Annotated in this window: 1 rRNA gene; it reads left to right on the plus strand. The window is 55.6% G+C overall.

The window, feature by feature from the left end:
- Positions 1-822: ribosomal RNA gene (locus IE145_RS33150) — 23S ribosomal RNA — on the plus strand; the annotation flags it as partial.

Here is an 822-nt window from a genome sequence, read left to right on the forward strand (position 1 = left end):
GTGCGAAGCCGTAAGGCGATGTATACGGACTGACGCCTGCCCGGTGCTGGAACGTTAAGGGGACCGGTTAGCTGCCTTTCGGGGTGGCGAAGCTGAGAACTTAAGCGCCAGTAAACGGCGGTGGTAACTATAACCATCCTAAGGTAGCGAAATTCCTTGTCGGGTAAGTTCCGACCTGCACGAATGGCGTAACGACTTCTCGACTGTCTCAACCATAGGCCCGGTGAAATTGCACTACGAGTAAAGATGCTCGTTTCGCGCAGCAGGACGGAAAGACCCCGGGACCTTTACTATAGTTTGATATTGGTGTTCGGTTCGGCTTGTGTAGGATAGGTGGGAGACTGTGAAGCGGCCACGCCAGTGGTTGTGGAGTCGTCGTTGAAATACCACTCTGGTCGTGCTGGATGTCTAACCTGGGTCCGTGATCCGGATCAGGGACAGTGTCTGATGGGTAGTTTAACTGGGGCGGTTGCCTCCTAAAGAGTAACGGAGGCGCCCAAAGGTTCCCTCAGCCTGGTTGGTAATCAGGTGTTGAGTGTAAGTGCACAAGGGAGCTTGACTGTGAGACCGACGGGTCGAGCAGGGACGAAAGTCGGGACTAGTGATCCGGCAGTGGCTTGTGGAAGCGCTGTCGCTCAACGGATAAAAGGTACCCCGGGGATAACAGGCTGATCTTCCCCAAGAGTCCATATCGACGGGATGGTTTGGCACCTCGATGTCGGCTCGTCGCATCCTGGGGCTGGAGTCGGTCCCAAGGGTTGGGCTGTTCGCCCATTAAAGCGGTACGCGAGCTGGGTTTAGAACGTCGTGAGACAGTTCGGT

Origin of the sequence: Streptomyces sindenensis (assembly GCF_014649035.1) — a bacterium.
Taxonomy (GTDB): Bacteria; Actinomycetota; Actinomycetes; order Streptomycetales; family Streptomycetaceae; genus Streptomyces; species Streptomyces sindenensis.